Raw genomic sequence first — 18505 nt, 5'->3', positions numbered from 1 at the left:
ACTACACCTGGCCGCGGGTCGCCCACACGTAACGGTGTTCCGGGCGGCCCGCGTCGCCGTACTTGAGTGTCAGTCTGGCCCGTCCCGTGCGTTCCAGGAGCTTCAGATAGCGCTGGGCGGTCTGGCGGCTCACCCCGGTCCGCTCGGCGATCTCCTGGGCGGACAGGGGCCCGTCCGCGTGCATCAAGCACTGGCGGACCAACTCCGCGGTGGTGGGGGAGTGCCCCTTGGGCAGGGCGGGCTCGGACGGTGCCGACAGGGCCCCGAAGATACGGTCCACCTCGGTCTGTTCCGCCTCTCCACCGCCGTCCAGGGTGCGGCGCAGCTCCGCATAGGCCTCCAGCTTGGCGCGCAGGCCGGCGAAGGCGAACGGCTTGACCAGGTACTGCAGTGCGCCGTGGCGCATCGCCGCCTGCACGGTGGAGACGTCCCGGGCCGCCGTCACCATGATCACGTCGGTCTGGTCGCCGCGCCGCCGCATCTCCTGGACGACCGCGAGCCCCGTCGCGTCCGGCAGGTAGTGGTCCAGGAGCACCAGGTCCAGCCGGGGCAGCGTCTCCAGCCGGTGCAGCGCCTCCGCGGCGCTGTGAGCCTCCCCGGCGACATGGAAGCCCGGCACCTTCTCGACGTAGGCGGCATTGACCCGCGCGACCCTCATGTCGTCGTCCACGACCAGGACCTCGATCATCACGACTCCTCCTCGGCGGTCTGCGGAGCTGACGGCACGGTCACCACGGCCGGTTCGGGACCCGGCTCGGCCAGCGTCTCGGGCAGGACGACGGTGAACTCCGCGCCCCCGCCGTGCGCCTCGCCGACGGTCGCGCTGCCACCCTGCCGCTCCGCCAGCCTGCGCACCAGAGAGAGTCCGATACCCCGCTCGCGGTGAGCCGGCGGCTTCTTCGTAGACCATCCCGTGGTGAAGATCAACTCCCGGTGCTCCGGAGGGATCCCCGGTCCCGTGTCCCGCACCCTGAGGATCGCCGTACGCCCCTCGGCGCGCAGTTCGACCTCCACGCGCGCCTGGAGGTCGCCGACGACGGCGTCGAGGGCGTTGTCCACCAGGTTCCCCACGACGGTGACGAGCCCCTGCGGGTCGACCAGCCGGTCGGGCAGCCGGGTCCGGTCCGACACCCACAGGGCGACGCCCCGCTCGGCCGCGACGGCGGCCTTGCCCACCAGCAGGGCGGCGAGCAGCGGGTCCTCGATCCGCTCGGTGACCTGTTCCGCGGTGGCCCGGTGATCCCCGACCACCTCGCCGACGAATTCGACGGCGTCGTCGTACATCTCCAGTTCGAGCAGCCCCAGAAGGGTGTGCATACGGTTGGCGTGCTCGTGGTCCTGGGCCCGCAGGGCGTCGATCAGGCCGCGGGTGGAGTCCAGTTCGCGGCCCAGCTGCTCCAGCTCGGTTCGGTCGCGCAGGGTGGCCACGGCGCCACCGTCGTCGGTGGGCATGCGGTTGGCGACCAGGACCCGCTGGCCGCGCACGGTGAGCAGATCCGTGCCGGCGACCCGTCCGGCCAGCACATCGGCCGTACGGCCCGCGCCGAGCGCCTCGTCGGGAGAACGGCCCACCACTGCTTCCCCGATGCCCAGCAGGCGCTGTGCCTCGTCGTTCACGAGGCGGATGCGGCCGGCGCGGTCCAGGGCGACGACGCCTTCCCGGATGCCGTGCAGCATCGCCTCGCGTTCGGAAAGGAGCGCCGCGATGTCCGAGAAAGCCAGATCCCTGGTCTGCCGGTGGACCCGCCGGGAGATGAGCCACGCGGCCAGCGCGCCCACGGCCAGGGCACCGCCGGCGTACGCGAGCAGCCCCGGGATCGCGTGGATCAGGCGGGCCCGGACGCTGTCGTAGGCGATGCCGACCGAGACCGCGCCGACGACGGTGCCGTCGCTGTCGCGCAGCGGCACCTTGCCGCGGGCCGAGCGGCCCAGGGTGCCGCTGTCGATCTCCATGACCTCCTTGCCGGCCAGGGCCTGGCCGGGGTCGGTCGAGACGATGCCGCCGATCTGCTGCGGGTCCGTGTGCGACCAGCGCACGCCCCTCCAGTCCATCACCACGATGTACTCGGCCTTGGTGGCCTTCCGGATCCGTTCCGCCTCCCGCTGCACCGGGCCGTTCGGCGAGGGCGGCGTGTCCCGCAGGTCCTTCGCGAGCTCAGGCAGCTGCGCGGTCGTCTGCGCGATCGCGAGCGCACGGCGCATCGCCTGGTCGTCCAGCTGGTTGCTGAGGGGCGCGAGGAACAACCCGGTCGCGAGCACCGCGACTCCCGCGGCGATCGCCACCTGCATCAGCAGTACCTGCGAGAACACCCGCCGGGGCAGGCCGAGGCGCAGGCGGCGTGCGGGGGGAGTGGGGCTCATACCAAGACGGTACGTGCGGCCGGCCAGCCGCCCTAGACGGGTGTGGCGTGGATCTCCCGATCAACGTGTGCAGGGCAGCGTCCAGGTATGAAGCGGGACGGTCAGCCGGCCAGTGCCGTGGCCACCCTCACCTCGCGCACCGCCACCACGTCCATCCGCGCGGGTGATCCGAGGACGGAGGCCCCGCAGCTCTCCGGGCGGGCGGGCAGGGCCGCGCCCTGGGCCACGTCGACCTGCCAGCGGCGTCCGTCGGCGTGGGCGACGGCCACCTCCCAGCGCGGGGCCGCGCCGGAGGTCCGGACCACACGCAGCGCCTGAGCGTCGTATTCGCCGGTCCTGGTGCGCACGGCGAGCTCGGCAGCCTGGCCGGGCCGGTCCCAGGCCGAGCCGCCCCGGCACCCCTCCACGACGATCCGCCCCTCCCGGGCGCCGTGCAGGACCTCCTTGAGGGAATGAGCCTCGGCCCGGCCGTACGCGTATCCGTACGGCAGCACGAGCACCGTGGGGGAGAAGCGGTGACCACCCAGATGCGTGACCTCCCACACGCCCTCGACCCCGGACGTCGCCAGCTCGGCCGCGAGGGGCCGGCCGAGGAGGGCGCAACAGCGGTCGCGCTTGCCGTTGGTGCAGACGAGGGCGAGCGGGTCGCCGTCGTGGGGCCGGCCGCCGAGCAGCGCGTCGAACATGCGGTGGTCGCCCCGGCCGAGTGCCGCGAAGTCGAGACCGAGCAGTTGCCCGGGGTCCGAGATCGAGGCGCTGTGCAGCCACACGTCGCCCGGGACGACGTGCGCCGCGTACACCCGGCGTGCCGCGGGCATGCGGCGGTCCGCGTGGCGCCCGGGGCGGCGGATGAGCGCGATCCGTACGCCCGTGTTCTTGGCGGCCGCCTCCAGGGCACGCCCCAGGGCGGGGTCCAGGTGGCTCGAAGTGAGCGCCTTGGCACCCCACGGACCGGGCTGTTCCAGCAACAGCCAGGTCCTCGCGGTGGCCGCGGTTCCCGAAACGGGCTCGTCGAAGTCCCGGGAGACGCTTGAGCACGTACTCACAGAGGTGAGCCTAACCTGACTTCGGCCCGCGGCGACTTTCGGCCCCTCCCGTGCTACTCCGGTAGTGGCTGAGGAGGCTTCGGACCTGCGTAGAGACCACTCGGGCGCATCCGCAGCGGGCGTTCGCCGTACTCCTCCAGGGCGTGAGCGATCCAGCCCGCCGTCCGGGCCACGCCGAAGATGGTCTCGCCCGCGGTCGGGGCCATGCCGCAGGACGCGGTGAGCACGGCCAGGGCCAGGTCCACGTTGGCGTGCAGGGGGGCGTGGCGGGCGGTGGTCTCGACGATGTCGCGGGCCGCGAGGAGCGCGGGCTCGGCGCGGGGGATCTGCTCCAGGAGGGCGAACAGGGCCCGCGCGCGTGGGTCCTCGCCGGGGTAGAGCCGGTGTCCGAGGCCCGGGATACGGCGCCCGGCGCGCAGTTCGTCCGCGATCACGGGTGCGGCGTCGCCCTGTTCGAGCACGTCGTGCAGCAGCCGGTGGGCGAGCCCGCTGGCCGCGCCGTGCAGCGGACCCTCGATCACGCCCAGCCCGGCGGAGACGGCCGCATAGGGGTGGGCACGGGCTGATGCGGCGACGCGCACCGCGAGGGTGGAGGCCGCCAGGTCGTGGTCGACGAGGAGGGCCAGCGCGGTGTCCAGGGCGCGCAGGGACGCCTCGTCGGGGTCCTTGCGCACCGACAGCCGGGTCCACAGGCGGTGGGCCAGGGGGCCCTCGTCGCGGCGCCGGTGCCCCGCCGGAGGCAGCGCGGCGACGAGTGTGGGGATGAGGGTGCGCGCGGTGCCGAGCACGGCGTCCTCGGACAGGTCGAACCGCAGCGGGTCGGTGGTCGCGGCGGCGATCGTCGCGACCCGCAACAGGTCGGTGGGAGCGGCGTGTTCGGGCAGTGCGTCGACGGCACGGCGGGCGACGGCGACGGAAGCGGCGGGCGCGGTGAACGTGCTGCCCGGGAGCATCCGGCCCGTCCACAGCCACTCGGCGACCTCCTCGTAGGTGTGCCGTGCGGCCAGGTCGGCCGCGTCGACACCGCGGAAGAAGTAGCGGTCGCCCTCGATGAGCGTGATGCGGGTGCGGACGGACAGCTCGCCGCCGGAGCCGGAAGCGCCCGTACTCTCCCGCCTGTTGCGCCGCGCGAGGGCCTCGACCTCCCCGGCGTCGAAGGTGCTGCCACGGCCGCCGCTCACCCGCCGGCTGCTGAGCTGGCCGCGGCTCACATACGCGTACACGGTCTCCGGCTTCACACCGAGCAGCTGGGCGGCCTCCTTGGTGCTCAGCCGCCGTTCCTTGTCCAGAGGGGCGGGTTCTTGATCGCGCATGGGGTCACCGTATCCGTCCAGCAGGCCATTGACTGATGTATTGATTCAATCAACATTGACACGAACTGAATCAATCATGGACAGTCGGATCAAGTCCAGGGAGGAAGACATGTCCGTCAACAGGTCAGCAGCCACTCTCGTCGAAGCACCCCGGGGACTCGCCGGCGTCGTCGTCACCGACACACTGATCGGCGACGTCCGCGGTCTGGAGGGCTTCTACCACTACCGGCAGTACTCCGCCGTCGACCTCGCGCGCACCCGCGGCTTCGAGGACGTCTGGCATCTCCTCGTGCACGGCGAACTGCCGGACGCCGGGCGGGGCGCGACCTTCGCTGCCGAGACCGCCGCGCGGAGGCGGCTGCCCGACGAGGTGCGAGCGGCGCTGCCGGCCATCGCCGCGGCCGGCGGGCGCTCCGGGCCGCTCTCCGGGATGCGTACGGCCCTCTCGCTGCTCGGCGCGGCGAAGGGGTTCCGCCCCGTGTACGACATCGACGCCGACCGGCGCCGGCAGGACACGATCGAGGCGGCCGCGGCCGTACCCACGCTGCTCACCGCACTGCACCGGCTGGGCCAGGGGCTCGAACCGGTGGAGCCGCGCGAGGACCTGTCCTACGCGGCGAACTATCTGTACATGTTGACCGGTTCGGTGCCGGCCGAGCAGCACGCGCGAGCGATCGAGCAATACCTGATCTCAACCATTGATCACGGATTCAATGCATCAACCTTTACGGCCCGGGTCATCGCGTCGACCGGCGCGGACGTGGCGGCGTGCCTTGCCGGCGCGGTGGCGGCGCTGTCGGGCCCGTTGCACGGGGGCGCGCCCAGCCGGGCGCTGGACACCCTGGACGCGATCGGCACCCCGGACCGTATCGGCCCCTGGGTGCGTCAGCGGGTGCTCGCCGGTGAGCGCATCATGGGGTTCGGGCACGCGATCTACCGCACGGAGGACCCGCGATCCCGGATGCTGCGTGAGGTTGCCCAGGGGTTCGGCGGGCCGCGGGTGGACTTCGCCGTCGAGGTTGAGCGGCATGTCGAGGCGATCCTGGCGGAGCTGAAGCCCGGCCGGGAACTCCACACCAATGTCGAGTACTACGCGGGCCTGGTCATGGAACTGTGCGGCCTGCCGCGCGAGATGTTCACCCCGACCTTCGCCGCGGCCCGGGCGGTGGGCTGGAGCGCCAACATCCTGGAGCAGGCGGAGGACACGAAGATCATCAGGCCGGTGGCGCGGTACGTGGGGCCGGAGGCACCGGCGCCTGTGCCTGTCTGAGGCCTGCGCAGGCTTCTCCTCGGTGCGGTCGCTCTTCATACCCCCGGTCGCCGGGATGCGGGTCACGGAGGCAAGCGAGGGTCGCCAACCGGCACCATGCCCGACGTCCGCCCCGCGCGTGCTGCTGTCCGTAGTTCATCGGTGTGGATCTCACTGCTCGTATCCTGGGGCGGCATCCCCACTACCCACGTGTGCCGGGAACGCGAGCCGGTGCACGCGTCGGCGCGAGAGAGGTCGCACGGTGAGCCAGCCGAGCCCGCAACCGCAGCAGATCCCGGTCGTCGTCCTGGCCGGATTCCTCGGCTCGGGGAAGACCACCCTGCTCAATCACCTTCTGCACCGCAGCGGCGGCAGCCGTATCGGCGCTCTCGTCAACGACTTCGGGGCGATCGAGATCGACGCGATGGCCGTGGCGGGAGCGCTCGGCGACTCGACGGTCTCCCTCGGCAACGGCTGTCTGTGCTGCGCCGTCGACGCGAGTGAACTGGACCAGTACCTGGAGCGGCTCGCGGATCCCTCCCTCGGTATCGACGTCATCGTCATCGAGGCCAGCGGTCTCGCCGAGCCGCAGGAACTGGTGCGGATGCTGCTGGCCAGCGAGCATCCGGGGGTCGTCTACGGCGGCCTCGTCGAGATCGTCGACGCCGCCGAGTTCGACGGCACCCGGGCCCGGCACCCCGAGATCGACCGGCATCTCGCACTGGCCGACCTCGCCGTGGTCAACAAGCTCGACCGGGCGGCGGACGGCGAACGCGTCCTCGGGCTGGTCCGCTCCCTGGTCGACCGCGCCGCCGTGGTCCCGGCCACCTACGGCCGGATCGACCCCGAGTTCCTGTTCGACTGCCGGCCGAGCGAGGAACGCATCGGGCAGCTGTCCTTCGACGACCTGCACGAGCACGACTCGGGCGAGCACGACTCGGGCGAGCACGACTCGCACGAGCCCGGCGCGGACGACCACGCCGGCCACCTGCATGCCGCCTACGACAGCCTGTCGTTCGTGTCCCGGGAACCCCTCGACCCGCGCCGCCTGATGACGTTCCTCGACAGCCGGCCCGAGGGGCTGTACCGGATCAAGGGGTACGTCGACTTCGGGCCGTACGACGTCCGCAACCGTTACGCCGTCCACGCCGTCGGACGGTTCCTGCGCTTCTACCCGGAGCCGTGGCCGGCCGGGGACGAGCGCCTCACCCAGCTCGTCCTCATCGGCTCAGGGATCGACGCCCCCGCCCTCGGCAAGGAGCTGGAGGCGTGCGGGAGTGATGCCCCACACGCCGACGAGCACGGCATGTGGGGCGTCCTGAGGTACGTACGCGATCCCGAGGCGGATCATCCGGTGAACTCGGCAGATCCCGTGGAACCCACGGAACCCACGGAACCCACGGAACCCACGGATGCCATCGAACCCGCGGATCCCGCGGCCCCGGTCTAGACCGGCCTAGACCGGCCCGGCCACCACCGCCACCGTCTTCGCCAGGGACACACCCGAGCCGTCACGGCGCGGGTCGATGTCCGGGAGGTCGGCCGGGGTGCCGTTCTTCTGCGCGGCGAGAGCGGGGACGGGGCCCGCCCAGGCCAGGGACAGGCAGTCCTCGCCCTTCAGGAACCGCTGGCAGCGGACACCGCCGGTGGCGCGGCCCTTGCGCGGGTACTGGTCGAACGGGGTCAGCTTGGCCGTCGTCTGGACGGAGTCGTCCAGCGTGCCCCGTGAGCCCGCGACGGTGAAGACGACGGCGTCCACCGCCGGGTCCACCGCGGTGAAGGAGATGACCTTCGCGCCCTCGGTGAGCTTGATGCCCGCCACACCGCCGGCCGGGCGGCCCTGCGGGCGGACCTGGGGCGCCTGGAAGCGCAGCAGTTGCGCGTCGTCGGTGATGAAGACCAGGTCCTCCTCGCCGGTGCGCAGCTCGACCGCGCCGACGATCCGGTCGCCCTCCCTCAGGGTGATCACCTCGAGCTCTTCCTTGTGGGCCGGATAGTCCGGCACCACGCGCTTGACGACGCCCTGTGCCGTGCCGAGCGCCAGGCCCGGCGACGACTCGTCGAGCGTGGTCAGGCAGACCACTGTCTCGTCGTCCTCCAGGGAGACGAACTCCGCCAGCGGCGCGCCTCCGGCGAGGTTCGGCGCCGACAGCGCCTCGGGGAGCTGGGGCAGGTCGACCACGTTCAGCCGCAGCAGTCTGCCTGCCGAGGTGACCGCGCCCACCTCGCCGCGGGCGGTGGCCGGCACCGCCGAGACGATCACGTCGTGCTTCACGCGCTTGGCACCGGCGTCCTCCGCGAACGGCTCGCCGTTGGCCGTACGGGCCAGCAGGCCGGTCGAGGACAGCAGCACCCGGCACGGGTCGTCGGCCACCTGCAGCGGCACGGCCGCGACCGGGGCACCTCCCGACTCCAGCAGGACCGTACGCCGGTCGGTGCCGAACTTCTTGGCGACCGTGGCCAGTTCGGAGGAGACCAGCTTGCGCAGCTCCGCGTCCGAGTCGAGGATCCGGGTCAGTTCCTCGATCTCCGCGTTGAGCCGGTCCTTCTCCGACTCCAGCTCGATGCGGTCGTACTTGGTCAGACGGCGCAGCGGCGTGTCGAGGATGTACTGCGTCTGGATCTCGCTCAGCGAGAACTGCTCCATCAGACGCTGCTTGGCCTGCGCGGAGTTCTCGCTGGAGCGGATGAGGCGGATGACCTCGTCGATGTCCAGCAATGCCGTCAGCAGGCCCTCGACCAGGTGCAGCCGGTCGCGCTTCTTGGTGCGGCGGAACTCCGAGCGCCGCCGTACGACGTTGAAGCGGTGGTCGAGGTAGACCTCCAGGAGCTCCTTCAGGCCCAGCGTGAGCGGCTGGCCGTCGACCAGGGCCACGTTGTTGATGCCGAAGGACTCCTCCATCGGCGTCAGCTTGTAGAGCTGCTCCAGGACCGCCTCCGGCACGAAGCCGTTCTTGATCTCGATGACCAGGCGCAGGCCGTGCTCGCGGTCGGTGAGGTCCTTGACGTCGGCGATGCCCTGGAGCTTCTTCGAACCGACCAGGTCCTTGATCTTGGCGATGACCTTCTCGGGGCCGACCGTGAAGGGCAGCTCCGTGACGACGAGCCCCTTGCGGCGGGCCGTCACGGACTCCACCGACACCGTCGCCCGGATCTTGAACGTGCCGCGGCCGGACTCGTAGGCGTCCCGGATGCCGGACAGGCCGACGATGCGGCCGCCGGTGGGCAGGTCGGGGCCCGGGACGTGCTTCATCAGGGCGTCGAGATCGGCGTTCGGGTACCTGATCAGGTGGCGCGCGGCGGCGATGACCTCGCGCAGGTTGTGCGGCGCCATGTTCGTGGCCATGCCGACCGCGATGCCCGAGGCGCCGTTGACCAGGAGATTCGGGAAGGCGGCGGGCAGGGCCACCGGTTCCTGCTCCTGGCCGTCGTAGTTGGGGTTGAAGTCGACGGTGTCCTCGTCGATCGACTCCGTCATCAGGCTCGTCGCCTCGGCCATCCGGCACTCGGTGTACCGCATGGCGGCCGGCGGGTCGTCGTTGCCCAGCGAGCCGAAGTTGCCGTGGCCGTCGACCAGGGGGACCCGCATCGAGAAGGGCTGGGCCATGCGCACGAGGGCGTCGTAGATCGACGCGTCACCGTGCGGGTGCAACTTGCCCATCACCTCGCCGACGACGCGGGCGCACTTGACGTACCCGCGCTCGGGACGCAGGCCCATCTCGCTCATCTGGTAGACGATGCGGCGGTGCACCGGCTTGAGGCCGTCGCGTGCGTCCGGCAGGGCGCGGGAGTAGATGACCGAGTACGCGTACTCGAGGAAGGAGCCCTGCATCTCGTCGACGACGTCGATGTCGAGGATCCGCTCCTCGTACGAGTCGTCGGGCGGCGGGGTCTTCGTGCTGCGGCGGGCCATCGCTGCCGGCTCCTCCTGTTACTGGTCACTCGCCTATGGGGCGTTCATGTCGGGGACGAGACGTCGACCGTACCCAGCCCTTCGGGCCTCCGCGCGCTCGCCCTCTCGTCTCGACCGCCCCTGCGGCTCGCTCATGCTGCTGCGATCCGGATCTGACGCCGACCATTGTGGACCGCCGCACTGACAACCGGGACCAGGACCCGGTCCGGGGCACCTGTCACGCAGTCGGTCCCAGGTGGGCCGCCGGGAACTTCACCAGGGCCTCGCACGCTTGCATACAGTGGCAGGACCGGCAGGAATCCGCGGTCTGAACAACCGCTCCGCGAGCGAAGGGACGTACATGCCCATGGGTCACACGGCCACAGCCCAGGCAGGCTCCGGGGGCCTGACAGCGACCGAGCACCGCCTGGCCAACGGCCTGCGCGTGGTGCTCTCCGAGGACCACCTGACCCCGGTCGCGGCGGTGTGCCTCTGGTACGACGTCGGCTCACGGCACGAAGTCAAGGGACGTACTGGCCTGGCTCACCTTTTCGAGCACTTGATGTTCCAGGGTTCCGCCCAGGTCAAGGGCAACGGGCACTTCGAGCTCGTCCAGGGCGCGGGCGGCTCGCTGAACGGCACGACCAGCTTCGAGCGCACCAACTACTTCGAGACCATGCCCGCCCACCAGCTGGAGCTCGCCCTCTGGCTGGAGGCCGACCGCATGGGCTCGCTGCTGGCCGCGCTCGACGACGAGTCGATGGAGAACCAGCGGGACGTCGTCAAGAACGAGCGCCGCCAGCGCTACGACAACGTCCCCTACGGCACCGCCTTCGAGAAGCTGACCGCCCTCGCCTACCCGGAGGGCCACCCCTACCACCACACCCCGATCGGCTCGATGGCCGACCTGGACGCGGCGACCCTGGAGGACGCGCGCGCCTTCTTCCGCACCTACTACGCGCCGAACAACGCGGTGCTCTCCGTGGTCGGCGACATCGACCCGGAGCAGACCCTCGCCTGGATCGAGAAGTACTTCGGTTCCATCCCCGGTCACGACGGCAAGCCCGCCCCGCGCGACGGCTCGCTGCCGGAGACCATCGGCGAGCAGCTGCGCGAGGTCGTCGAGGAGGAGGTCCCGGCGCGCGCCCTGATGGCCGCCTACCGGCTGCCGCACGACGGCACGCGCGCGTGCGACGCGGCCGACCTGGCCCTCACCGTCCTCGGCGGCGGTGAGTCCTCCCGTCTCTACAACCGGCTCGTGCGGCGCGACCGTACGGCCGTGGCGGCCGGATTCGGCCTGCTGCGGCTCGCCGGGGCGCCCTCGCTGGGGTGGCTGGACGTGAAGACGTCCGGTGACGTGGAGGTTCCGGTCATCGAGACGGCCATCGACGAGGAGCTCGCCCGGTTCGCCGAGGAGGGCCCCACGGCCGAGGAGATGGAACGCGCCCAGGCCCAGTTGGAGCGCGAGTGGCTGGACCGGCTCGGCACGGTCGCGGGCCGCGCCGACGAACTGTGCCGGTACGCCGTGCTGTTCGGCGACCCGCAGCTCGCCCTGACCGCCGTCCAGCGTGTGCTGGAGATCACGGCGGAGGAGGTCCAGGAGGTCGCCAAGGCCTGCCTGCGGCCCGACAACCGCGCGGTGCTCGTCTACGAGCCCGTCGCCGACGAGGACGCCACCGAGGACACCGCAGCCGCGGCCGGCGACGAGAACGAGGAGGCGGCCAAGTGACCGAGCTCGCCACGATGGACTTCCACCCCCGGCCGCAGGCGGGCGACCCCCGGCCGTGGGCCTTCCCCGCCCCTGAGCGCGGCACGCTCGACAACGGCCTGACGGTGCTGCGCTGCCACCGCCCCGGCCAGCAGGTCGTCGCCGTTGAGGTGCTGCTGGACGCCCCCCTGGAGGCCGAGCCGGCCGGCCTCGACGGTGTGGCCACGATCATGGCCCGGGCTTTCTCCGAGGGCACCGACAAGCACTCCGCCGAGGAGTTCGCCGCCGAACTCGAGCGCGCGGGCGCCACCCTCGACGCGCACGCCGACCACCCCGGCGTACGGCTCAGCCTGGAGGTTCCGGCCTCCCGGCTGACCAAGGGGCTGAACCTGATCGCCGACGCCCTGAGGGCGCCCGCGTTCGCCGACAGCGAGGTCGAGCGGCTGGTCAACAACCGCCTCGACGAGATCCCGCACGAGCTGGCCAACCCCTCCCGCCGTGGAGCCAAGGAGCTCTCCAAGGAGCTGTTCCCGGCGGACTCGCGCATGTCGCGGCCCCGGCAGGGCACCGAGGAGACCGTCGCGGCGATCGACTCCGCGGCCGTACGCGCCTTCTACGAGAAGCACGTCCGCCCCGCCACGGCCACCGCCGTGGTCGTCGGCGACCTCACCGGCATCGACCTCGACGTGCTGCTCGGGGACACGCTGGGCGCCTGGACGGGCTCCTCGGCCGAGCCGCGCCCCGTGCCGCCGGTGACCGCCGACGACACCGGCCGTGTCGTCATCGTGGACCGCCCCGGCGCCGTCCAGACGCAGCTGCTGATCGGCCGGATCGGCCCGGACCGGCACGACCGCGTGTGGCCCGCGCAGGTGCTCGGCACGTACTGCCTCGGCGGCACCCTCACCTCCCGCCTGGACCGCGTCCTGCGCGAGGAGAAGGGCTACACCTACGGCGTACGGGCCTTCGGCCAGGTCCTCAGGTCCGCCCCGGACGGTACGGGTGCCGCGATGCTCGCCATCAGCGGTTCCGTCGACACCCCCAACACCGGCCCCGCTCTGGAGGACCTCTGGACGGTGCTGCGCACCCTCGCCGCCGAGGGGCTGACCGACGCCGAGCGGGACGTCGCCGTGCAGAACCTGGTCGGCGTGGCGCCGCTGAAGTACGAGACGGCGGCGGCGGTCGCGAGCACGCTGGCCGACCAGGTCGAGCAGCACCTGCCCGACGACTACCAGGCCACGCTGTACCGGCAGCTCGCCGCGACCGGCACCGTGGAGGCCACCGCGGCGGCCGTGAGCGCCTTCCCGACGGACCGTCTGGTGACCGTCCTCGTCGGTGACGCCGCGCAGATCAAGGCGCCTGTCGAGGCCCTCGGCATCGGCGAAGTCACCGTCGTCGCCGCCGAGTAGCGGCACGCGCGCAGGGGCCCTGGTTGTCTTCTAAGGCACCAGGGCCCCTTTATGCCCGAATTTGCTATGGAGGTTGCCTGTCTGCCCTGTGGGATGCGCTACAAAAGCCGGGATCCGTTTGGGAATTGAAACCGGCGCCGCTTAGCGTCATCCGGGCTGTTCGTCAGGCAGTGCGCCGCACCCGCGGCACCGGACAGTCATCGCCGAGTCCCCGTACGGCGCGAGCCAGGGGAGCCGGGGACCCACCGCAGTCCCTGGGGTGAATCGGACGCCCGCGCGAGTCGCGAGGGAGTCCGTAGGAGACCTTCCTGCTCCGAACCCGTCAGCTAACCCGGTAGGCGAGAGGGAAGGAAAGGACCAGCCACCACATGGCGTTCACTCGCGCCACCGGGAAGCACCGTCGTCCCAGCAGGATCCAGCGCGGCACCGCCCGCGCGGCGGGCGTCGCGGCCCTCGCCACCACCGGCGTGATCGGCACCGTGGCGGCCCCCGCGGCCTTCGCCGCCGAGCCCAGCGCCGAGCAGACCGGCCTCACCCCGGTCGTCACCATGGGCGACACCGCGGCCCAGCAGATCGACGCCCAGGCCCTCGCGCAGCAGCACGCCGCCGACGAGGCCGCCGCGAAGCAGAAGGCCGAGGAGGCCGCCCGCAAGCGGGCCGCCGAGCTGGCCGAGAAGGCCAAGGAGGCCGCCGAGAAGGCCCGCGAGGCCAAGGAGCGCGCCGCTCGTGAGGCCGAGCGCAAGCGCCTGAACACCTTCGTGTCCCCGATCTCCGGCTCCTACGTGTCCACCAGCTACAAGGCCAGCAGCGGCCTGTGGTCCTCCGGCAGCCATACCGGTGTCGACTTCCACGCCGCCAGCGGCACCTCGGTCCACGCGGTCGGCGCGGGCACCGTCGTCGAGGCCGGCTGGGGTGGCTCCTACGGCAACCAGATCGTGATCAAGATGAACGACGGGACGTACACCCAGTACGGCCACCTGTCCTCCGTCGGCGTCTCGGTGGGCCAGCAGGTCACCCCCGGCCAGCAGATCGGCCTGTCCGGCGCGACCGGCAACGTCACGGGCCCGCACCTGCACTTCGAGGCCCGTACGAGCCCCGAGTACGGCTCGGACATCGACCCGGTCGCCTACCTCCGCTCGCACGGCGTCAGCGTCTGACCGGAACCTCTCCGCTGTCCCCGAAGCCCCGGCTCCCCGAGCCGGGGCTTTCGGCGTGTGCGGCCGTCCGCTGTCCAAAAAATATCCATGGATTCCCGCCTGGCGTCGGAAATTCCGGCTCATTGCAATAGAGTCACGGAACGCGCGCCGTTCGTCGGCGTTTCACGGGGATTAAGCGGAGGTCGGTCATGCGTATTCCCGCGCACTCGGTGTGCACGGCCATCCGGGACGACATCGTCGCGGGTGTCCACGCACGCGGCAGCCGGCTCACCGAGGAACTCCTCGCGCGCCGCTACGGCGTCTCGCGGGTGCCCGTCAGGGAAGCGCTGCGCACCCTGGAGGCCGAGGGCTTCGTGGTGACCCGCAGGCACGCGGGCGCGTGCGTCGCCGAACCCACCGAGCAGGAGGCCGGCGACCTGCTGGAGATGCGCATGCTGCTGGAGCCGCTCGGTGCGGCCCGCGCCGCCCAGCGCCGCACCGAGGCGCATCTGAAGGTCCTGCGCGGCCTGGTCCGGCTGGGCCAGGAGCGGGCCCGCCGGGGCAACAGCGAGGATCTGCGCTCTCTCGGCGGCTGGTTCCACGAGACGCTCGCCCAGGCTTCCGGCAGCCCCGCGCTGACCTCGGTGCTCACCCAGCTCCGCCACAAGATCGCGTGGATGTACGCGGTGGACGCGCCGGTCAGCCCGGTGGAGTCCTGGACGGAGCACGGCGCGATCGTGGACGCGGTGGCGCGCGGGGACAGCGAGCGGGCGCGGGCGGTCACGGCGCTGCACACCGAGCGCGCGACGGGCGCGCACCGCCTGCGCTTCGGCTCCGCCGGGGAGCGCACCGAGCGTGTGAGGAACTCGCAACATCCCGTAAACACGGCGAGCCTGCGGCATTAACACGGCAGCCGTATACAATGAGCAGCTAATTCGCAGGGCTCTGTCTCCCCTGCCCGGAAACAGGGAATTCCTGAATTCTCGCCGGTTGCCGACCGGGAATGGCGAAGGGCCCGCCCGGTGAATTCGGACGAGCCCTTCGCTGTGCGCCGGATCGGACGCTCGGGAAATCAGACGGTCTCGGGCAGTTCCTCGAGACCCTCGGAGACCAGCTTCGCCAGCCGGTCCAGGGCGGCGTCCGCGCCCTCGGCGTCGGAGGCGAGGACGATCTCCTCGCCCCCCTGGGCGCCGAGGCCCAGGACGGCCAGCATCGAGGCCGCGTTGACGGGCTTGCCGTCAGCCTTGGCGATCGTCACCGGGACGCCTGCGGCCGTGGCGGCTCGGACGAAGATGGAGGCGGGGCGGGCGTGGAGGCCCTCGGCCCAGCCGACGTTGACGCGGCGCTCAGCCATGTGTTGCTGCCCTTCGGTGTTCAGGGTTGTCTAGACCAGTTTCCCATATCGTGAAGCCCACCTGGAGCGGTCCTCGCGTTCCACTCCAGGGGTGCCGTCGGGTCGCGGCCTCGACCCCACTGACGCCCTCCACAGACTGCCTCGCGCCGCTGCCGGACGCTAGCCGTACTCTGGGGCCCATGCAGACCTCGCCGGACCGGCACGAGTATCCCGCCCACTGGGAAGCCGACGTGGTGCTGCGCGACGGGGGTACCGCGCGCGTCCGGCCCATCACCGTTGATGACGCCGATCGCCTGGTCAGCTTCTACGAGCAGGTCTCCGACGAGTCGAAGTACTACCGCTTCTTCGCGCCGTACCCTCGCCTGTCCGCCAAGGACGTCCACCGCTTCACGCACCACGACTTTGTGGACCGGGTGGGACTCGCGGCCACGGTCGGCGGCGAGTTCATCGCCACCGTACGCTACGACCGGATCGGCGCCGACGGAACGCCCGCGTCCGCACCCGCCGACGAGGCCGAGGTCGCCTTCCTCGTGCAGGACGCCCACCAGGGTCGCGGGGTCGCCTCCGCGCTGCTCGAACACATCGGCGCCGTCGCCCGCGAGCGCGGCATCCGCCGCTTCGCCGCCGAGGTGCTGCCCGCCAACACCAAGATGATCAAGGTGTTCACGGACGCCGGCTACACCCAGAAACGCAGCTTCGAGGACGGCGTCGTCCGTCTGGAGTTCGACCTCGAACCCACCGACCGCTCCCTCGCCGTGCAGTACGCGCGTGAACACCGCGCCGAGGCGCGCTCCGTGCAGCGTCTGCTCGCTCCCGGCTCGGTCGCCGTCATCGGCGCCGGGCGCACGCCGGGCGGCGTGGGCCGCAGCGTCCTCCGCAACATCCGGGACGCCGGGTACAGCGGCCGTCTGTACGCGGTGAACAAAGCCCTCCCCCAGGGGCAGCAGGAGCTCGGCGGGGTGCCCGCCCACCGCTCCGTGCGGGACATCGACGGCCCGGTCGACCTCGCGGTCGTCGCCGTACCGGCCGAGCACGTCCCCGAGGTCGTCACCGAATGCGGCGAGCACGGCGTGCAGGGGCTGGTCGTGGTGTCCGCCGGGTACGCCGAGAGCGGCCCCGAAGGGCGCGAACTCCAGCGCGCACTCGTGCGGCAGGCGCGCACGTACGGCATGCGGATCATCGGCCCCAACGCCTTCGGCATCATCAACACCTCCCCGCGAGTACGGCTCAACGCCTCCCTCGCCCCCGAGGTGCCGCGCCCCGGCCGCATCGGCCTGTTCGCCCAGTCCGGCGCCATCGGCATCGCCCTGCTGTCCCGGCTGCACCGGCGCGGCGGCGGCGTCACGGGCGTGACCGGTGTCTCCACCTTCGTCTCCTCCGGCAACCGCGCCGACGTCTCCGGCAACGATGTCCTGCAGTACTGGTACGAGGACCCCGACACCGACGTCGTCCTCATGTACCTGGAGTCCATCGGCAACCCCCGCAAGTTCGCCCGGCTCGCCCGCCGGACCGCCGCGGCCAAGCCCCTGGTCGTCGTCCAGGGCGCGCGGCACGGCGCCGCCCCCCAGGGGCACGCCGTACGGGCGACCCGGCTGGCGCACGCGACCGTCTCGGCGCTGCTGCGGCAGGCAGGCGTCATCCGCGTCGACACCATCACCGAGCTGGTGGACGCCGGCCTGCTGCTGGCGCGCCAGCCCCTGCCCGCCGGCCCCAGGGTGGCGATCCTGGGCAACTCGGAGTCGCTCGGACTGCTCACGTACGACGCCTGCCTCGCCGAAGGCCTGCGGCCGCACCCCCCGCGGGACCTGACCACCGCGGCCTCGGCTGCGGATTTCCACGCCGCCCTGTCCCGCGCCCTGGCCGACGACCGGTGCGACGCCGTCGTCGTCACCGCCATACCGTCGGTGGGGGAGGGCTCGGTCGGTGACGCGGCTCTCGCGGAGGCCCTGCGCTCGGCATCGGCCGCGGCACCGGCCAAGCCGGTCCTGGTGGTCCACGTGGAGCTCGGCGGCCTGGCCGAGGCCCTGTCGGCGGCGGCGAGCACGGCACCGCAGACCGCAGCGGACAACGACGACGCCCCACGCCCGGCACCCACCGAACGACGCCCCCCGGCTGCGGAGGTGCAAGGAACCACCGAGGCCCTCGAAGGCGCCCGCCTCATCCCCGCCTACCCCGCCGCAGAGCGCGCCGTCCGCGCCCTCGGCCAGGCCGTCGCCTACGCCCAGTGGCGGCGCGACGCCGCAGACCCCGGCAAGGTGCCCGAGTACGAGGACATCGACGAGAAGGGCGCCGCAGCGCTGATCGACGGCCTCCTCGCGCGCGGGCAGGGACTCACACTCGGCACGGACGAGACCTGCGACCTCCTCGGCCACTACGGCGTCCAGGTCCACCGTGCCCTGCCCGCCCCGACCCCCGACGCCGCCGCCGAAGCCGCCCGTACCCTCGGCTACCCCGTCGCCCTCAAGGCCACCGCCCCGCACCTCAGGCACCGCGCGGACCTGGGCGGCGTCCGCCTCGACCTTGCGGACGAGGACCAACTGCGCAGGTCGTACGCCGAGTTGGCCGAGCTGTTCGGCGCGCCGGAGGAGCTGCGGCCGGTGGTGCAGCGGATGGCACCGCGCGGTGTGGACGTCGTCGTCCGGGCCGTCATCGACCCCGCGGCCGGAGCCGTGCTCTCCTTCGGGCTCGCCGGGGCCGCCTCGCAGCTGCTCGGGGACACGGCGCACCGGCTGATCCCGGTCACCGACCGTGAGGCGACCTCGCTGGTGCGCTCGATCCGCACCGCCCCCCTGCTGTTCGGCTGGCGCGGCTCCGCACCGGCCGACACCCGTGCCCTGGAGGAGCTGCTGCTGCGGGTGTCCCGGCTGGTCGACGACCACCCCGAGGTCGTCGCGGTCACCCTGGAGCCGGTCGTCGTCGCCTCGCACGGCCTGAGCGTCCTCGGCGCCTCCGTGCGTCTCGCGCCCCCGCCCGCCCGCGACGACCTCGGCCCGCGGACCCTCCCCGCGTACTGACAGGGGGCGAGCTGTCCCTCGCAGTC

At 72.1% G+C, this 18505-nt stretch carries 13 protein-coding genes and 1 riboswitch; of the genes, 7 read left to right on the top strand and 6 right to left on the bottom strand.

The genetic code is table 11. The features are described 5' to 3' along the window. Position 1: 1 nt before the first annotated feature. The 4 genes from ACFU3E_RS14510 to ACFU3E_RS14495 all read right to left on the bottom strand — a co-directional run bounded on the left by ACFU3E_RS14510 (position 2) and on the right by ACFU3E_RS14495 (position 4720). Entirely contained in the window at positions 2-688 is a 687-nt protein-coding gene (locus ACFU3E_RS14510; protein WP_384156811.1) for a response regulator, read from the bottom strand. Then, complete coding sequence (locus ACFU3E_RS14505) at positions 688-2361, bottom strand: ATP-binding protein (protein WP_384156623.1); 1674 nt, start codon at positions 2359-2361, stop codon at positions 688-690. Before ACFU3E_RS14505 ends, ACFU3E_RS14510 begins: the two co-directional genes overlap by 1 nt. A gap of 101 nt (positions 2362-2462) precedes the next feature. Continuing rightward, positions 2463-3407 (bottom strand): sucrase ferredoxin, encoded by a 945-nt coding sequence (locus tag ACFU3E_RS14500; RefSeq protein WP_384156620.1) that lies wholly within the window; start codon positions 3405-3407, stop codon positions 2463-2465. Between the two features lie 53 nt (positions 3408-3460). Next, positions 3461-4720 carry a citrate synthase family protein gene (locus ACFU3E_RS14495; protein WP_384156617.1) on the bottom strand — a complete coding sequence of 420 codons (1260 nt, stop codon included), beginning with the start codon at positions 4718-4720 and terminating at the stop codon, positions 3461-3463. Between the two features lie 109 nt (positions 4721-4829). Between ACFU3E_RS14495 and ACFU3E_RS14490 the strand changes: the two genes are divergently transcribed. Continuing rightward, positions 4830-5990 (top strand): citrate synthase/methylcitrate synthase, encoded by a 1161-nt coding sequence (locus ACFU3E_RS14490; RefSeq protein ID WP_384156615.1) that lies wholly within the window; start codon positions 4830-4832, stop codon positions 5988-5990. A 241-nt stretch (positions 5991-6231) separates the two neighbouring features. Next, positions 6232-7419 (top strand): CobW family GTP-binding protein, encoded by a 1188-nt coding sequence (locus ACFU3E_RS14485; protein ID WP_384156612.1) that lies wholly within the window; start codon positions 6232-6234, stop codon positions 7417-7419. Between the two features lie 6 nt (positions 7420-7425). Here ACFU3E_RS14485 and ACFU3E_RS14480 read toward each other — a convergent pair whose 3' ends face one another. Further along, positions 7426-9882, bottom strand: a complete 2457-nt coding sequence (locus ACFU3E_RS14480) for a DNA topoisomerase (ATP-hydrolyzing) subunit A (RefSeq protein ID WP_384156609.1) — start codon at positions 9880-9882, stop codon at positions 7426-7428. A gap of 340 nt (positions 9883-10222) precedes the next feature. Between ACFU3E_RS14480 and ACFU3E_RS14475 the strand changes: the two genes are divergently transcribed. From ACFU3E_RS14475 to ACFU3E_RS14460, 4 genes are all read left to right on the top strand, one after another. Next, positions 10223-11590 (top strand): M16 family metallopeptidase, encoded by a 1368-nt coding sequence (locus tag ACFU3E_RS14475; RefSeq protein ID WP_384156606.1) that lies wholly within the window; start codon positions 10223-10225, stop codon positions 11588-11590. Continuing rightward, entirely contained in the window at positions 11587-12975 is a 1389-nt protein-coding gene (locus ACFU3E_RS14470) for a M16 family metallopeptidase (RefSeq protein ID WP_384156604.1), read from the top strand. The genes ACFU3E_RS14475 and ACFU3E_RS14470 overlap by 4 nt, the downstream gene beginning before the upstream one ends. A 191-nt stretch (positions 12976-13166) precedes the next feature. After that, positions 13167-13331: riboswitch (cyclic di-AMP (ydaO/yuaA leader) on the top strand. A gap of 12 nt (positions 13332-13343) precedes the next feature. Then, positions 13344-14132 (top strand): M23 family metallopeptidase, encoded by a 789-nt coding sequence (locus ACFU3E_RS14465; protein ID WP_384156601.1) that lies wholly within the window; start codon positions 13344-13346, stop codon positions 14130-14132. A gap of 188 nt (positions 14133-14320) precedes the next feature. Then, complete coding sequence (locus ACFU3E_RS14460; protein WP_384156598.1) at positions 14321-15016, top strand: GntR family transcriptional regulator; 696 nt, start codon at positions 14321-14323, stop codon at positions 15014-15016. 167 nt (positions 15017-15183) lie between these two features. On the opposite strand, the gene ACFU3E_RS14455 is transcribed toward ACFU3E_RS14460, so the two are convergent. Further along, positions 15184-15465 carry an HPr family phosphocarrier protein gene (locus ACFU3E_RS14455; protein WP_033308341.1) on the bottom strand — a complete coding sequence of 94 codons (282 nt, stop codon included), beginning with the start codon at positions 15463-15465 and terminating at the stop codon, positions 15184-15186. 179 nt (positions 15466-15644) lie between these two features. Here ACFU3E_RS14455 and ACFU3E_RS14450 point away from each other — a divergent pair, with 179 nt between their 5' ends. Then, a complete protein-coding gene (locus ACFU3E_RS14450) occupies positions 15645-18479 on the top strand; it encodes a GNAT family N-acetyltransferase (protein ID WP_384156594.1) in 2835 nt (944 codons plus the stop codon). Positions 18480-18505 lie beyond the last annotated feature (26 nt).

The sequence above is a fragment of the Streptomyces sp. NPDC057424 genome, assembly GCF_042803315.1.
In the GTDB taxonomy this organism is placed as follows: domain Bacteria; phylum Actinomycetota; class Actinomycetes; order Streptomycetales; family Streptomycetaceae; genus Streptomyces.
Note: the sequence above shows the minus strand (reverse complement) of the source record. Positions and strands in the feature narration are given on the sequence as shown.

Bases quoted from the DNA above. Each gene is read 5' to 3' on its own strand.
- ACFU3E_RS14455 (WP_033308341.1), bottom strand. From the start codon at position 15,465: ATGGCTGAGCGCCGCGTCAACGTCGGCTGGGCCGAGGGCCTCCACGCC.
- ACFU3E_RS14495 (WP_384156617.1), bottom strand. From the start codon at position 4,720: ATGCGCGATCAAGAACCCGCCCCTCTGGACAAGGAACGGCGGCTGAGC.
- ACFU3E_RS14475 (WP_384156606.1), top strand. From the start codon at position 10,223: ATGCCCATGGGTCACACGGCCACAGCCCAGGCAGGCTCCGGGGGCCTG.
- ACFU3E_RS14490 (WP_384156615.1), top strand. From the start codon at position 4,830: ATGTCCGTCAACAGGTCAGCAGCCACTCTCGTCGAAGCACCCCGGGGA.
- ACFU3E_RS14510 (WP_384156811.1), bottom strand. From the start codon at position 688: ATGATCGAGGTCCTGGTCGTGGACGACGACATGAGGGTCGCGCGGGTC.
- ACFU3E_RS14460 (WP_384156598.1), top strand. From the start codon at position 14,321: ATGCGTATTCCCGCGCACTCGGTGTGCACGGCCATCCGGGACGACATC.
- ACFU3E_RS14480 (WP_384156609.1), bottom strand. From the start codon at position 9,882: ATGGCCCGCCGCAGCACGAAGACCCCGCCGCCCGACGACTCGTACGAG.
- ACFU3E_RS14505 (WP_384156623.1), bottom strand. From the start codon at position 2,361: ATGAGCCCCACTCCCCCCGCACGCCGCCTGCGCCTCGGCCTGCCCCGG.
- ACFU3E_RS14465 (WP_384156601.1), top strand. From the start codon at position 13,344: ATGGCGTTCACTCGCGCCACCGGGAAGCACCGTCGTCCCAGCAGGATC.
- ACFU3E_RS14450 (WP_384156594.1), top strand. From the start codon at position 15,645: ATGCAGACCTCGCCGGACCGGCACGAGTATCCCGCCCACTGGGAAGCC.